This is a genomic window from Trichococcus sp. ES5, from assembly GCF_900067165.1.
GTDB lineage: Bacteria > Bacillota > Bacilli > Lactobacillales > Aerococcaceae > Trichococcus > Trichococcus flocculiformis.
This window is the reverse complement of the sequence record NZ_FJND01000050.1, coordinates 1-2,455: the sequence shown is the minus strand read 5'-3', so window position 1 is coordinate 2,455 and position 2,455 is coordinate 1. Positions and strand designations below refer to the sequence as shown.

Below are 2,455 nucleotides of genomic sequence, written 5' to 3'. Positions count from 1 at the left end.
ATTATCGCGGGGTGGAGCAGTTGGCAGCTCGCCGGGCTCATAACCCGGAGGTCACAGGTTCAAGTCCTGTCCCCGCAATTGTCATGATTGTCGCTGCTTCAGTAGCTTACAAGCATGATACACTTGGGCGAAAGCCCACAGTGTAACCTCATAAAAGTTTAACGCATGGTTCCGTGGTGTAGGGGTCAACATGCCTGCCTGTCACGCAGGAGATCGCGGGTTCAAATCCCGTCGGAGCCGCCATGCGGGTGTAGTTTAGTGGTAAAACCCCAGCCTTCCAAGCTGATGTCGGGAGTTCGATTCTCCTCACCCGCTTTTTTTAAGAAGGGCCTATAGCTCAGCTGGTTAGAGCGCACGCCTGATAAGCGTGAGGTCGATGGTTCGAGTCCATTTAGGCCCATTGATAAAGCACAAACAGTAATAGAACGTTTCTTGTTATGGGGAAGTACTCAAGTGGCTGAAGAGGCGCCCCTGCTAAGGGTGTAGGTCGTTAACGCGGCGCGAGGGTTCAAATCCCTCCTTCTCCGTAGCTTTATCAGAAAAATAAATAAGATGGTCCGTTGGTCAAGCGGTTAAGACACCGCCCTTTCACGGCGGTAACACGGGTTCGATTCCCGTACGGATCATTATAAACTTTGGAGGATTACCCAAGTCCGGCTGAAGGGAACGGTCTTGAAAACCGTCAGGTGTGTAAAAGCGCGCAAGGGTTCGAATCCCTTATCCTCCTTTTATTATTATTATTATCGCGGGGTGGAGCAGTTGGCAGCTCGCCGGGCTCATAACCCGGAGGTCACAGGTTCAAGTCCTGTCCCCGCAATTGGTTCTGATTTTCTTTTTAGTATATTTATGGTCCGTTGGTCAAGCGGTTAAGACACCGCCCTTTCACGGCGGTAACACGGGTTCGATTCCCGTACGGATCATCATCGAAAAGCACTCTTCTGAGTGCTTTTTTTTAATAATTGGGAAAGCATAAAATTTTTCGAATTGAAAAGTGCGTCACCGTAGGTGTTTCACAGATTCACAACATGTTTCATGCAATCAAATTTTATGGCCAGCTTCACGTGTAAGCCCTTCGGAAAAGTGATAAGTGTTTGCTTATTCAGGGCTGAATGAAGAACCCACAAAGCTATTCCTGCAAAAAAACAGGTAGATGCATCAGTCGAAGGACGCATCTGCCTGTTTTTCTTAGACCAAAAATAATAATGAGTAGCTTAGTGTGAAAAGAAAAGCATAGTTAGTTAAATATTGTTCGATTCTGAAATCGTTTTGAAGTGTTCTCTTGAATAAAGGGAAAACCATTAGGATAGATAATCCGAATAAGCTTATGGCCCATAGTGGGCTGTTGAGATTAACTATCTGGAGAATACCTGCCGCGTAGGGAAGCAGAAAAGTGGTCATTCTTAGAAAATTTGAATGCTCTAATAGTAGTTCTTGATAATAAGAATTTGGCTGATTGCTGTATGTAGTATTCTTAATTTGGACCTGTATCAAACAAAAAATATGGAACAGGATCATTGGAAGTACTTCGTATTGAAGCTGTAACGGAATAAAGTTTGCCTGCGAAAAAAAAGATACTGATGAAAGAATAAGCACCTTAAAGAAAGGCTGCAGCATTACTTCGTAAAATGTATTTGCCATACTGTAAGGATAAAACTGTAAGATCAGGTAAATTAAATACAGGAAAAGAACCGCAGTCAGGACAATATTCGACAGATAAAATATGATGGTCAGTATTACGATTGTGAGAAACCCTAAAACCAAAATCATTTTATAGGGGAGCTTTCTTTTGGAATGTTCTCTTTTTGAAAGTAGGCGTTCCAAGGCATGGGAAAAAAGCAAAAAAAGATAAAGTATAAATAGTAACAGATAGTTGGGACCGGTGAAAGTCGTTCCTCTCCATGCCCCGAAAAGAAGTAGCGTCAACGGGGCTGTCAGCATCGACAAAAAGGTATTGTGCATAAGATTCATGAATTGTTTCTGGATTGTCAGCATAATCTCTTCCTTCTCTATTAATGATAGAGTGTGTTTCATCTCGTATCTACTGCGCAAATTCATCATAGGTTAACGTCTTTGCGATGTCAAGCGATGTCAGGATTGAAAAAGCTGACGTAAAATATTTACATCAGTATTTGTTTGCGTCATCTATGATACAAAGCTTAATTGCAATATCAAATGCATAAAAAATTTTAAAAACCTTTATAGACAGCGAATTACTCAATAATCCAGTATTACCAATGCTTTGAAGCCATTGACGGCAGGGAGTGTTTCATCCCTTACCATTTTTCAGGTGAGTTGTTGGTGGTTCTGACCCAAGAGGATAGGTTAGCTGAGTCAAGAGAAGGAGCAAAGCGGCTCTTGACTCAGCTAATCTATTCTCTTATCCTATAGAACCAACAAAACACCTTAAGCTGCTTGTAAATCGGCCAGTTCTTCCTGAAGGCGTTCTGCAGGTGTT

General features: G+C 42.5%; 9 tRNA genes. All 9 read left to right on the top strand.

The annotated features are described in order from the left end of the window. The first annotated feature begins 5 nt into the window (after positions 1–5). Positions 6–78 (top strand) — tRNA-Met (locus TES5_RS14850). Between the two features lie 89 nt (positions 79–167). Then, positions 168–243, top strand: a tRNA-Asp gene (locus tag TES5_RS14845). A 1-nt stretch (position 244) separates the two neighbouring features. Further along, positions 245–315: transfer RNA gene (locus TES5_RS14840), tRNA-Gly, on the top strand. An 11-nt stretch (positions 316–326) separates the two neighbouring features. Then, positions 327–400: transfer RNA gene (locus TES5_RS14835), tRNA-Ile, on the top strand. A gap of 39 nt (positions 401–439) precedes the next feature. Next, positions 440–527, top strand: a tRNA-Ser gene (locus TES5_RS14830). Positions 528–554: 27 nt separating this feature from the next. Further along, positions 555–626: transfer RNA gene (locus TES5_RS14825), tRNA-Glu, on the top strand. An 11-nt stretch (positions 627–637) separates the two neighbouring features. After that, positions 638–727: transfer RNA gene (locus TES5_RS14820), tRNA-Ser, on the top strand. A 17-nt stretch (positions 728–744) separates the two neighbouring features. Next, positions 745–817, top strand: a tRNA-Met gene (locus TES5_RS14815). A gap of 31 nt (positions 818–848) precedes the next feature. Beyond that, positions 849–920, top strand: a tRNA-Glu gene (locus tag TES5_RS14810). Positions 921–2,455: the final 1,535 nt, after the last annotated feature.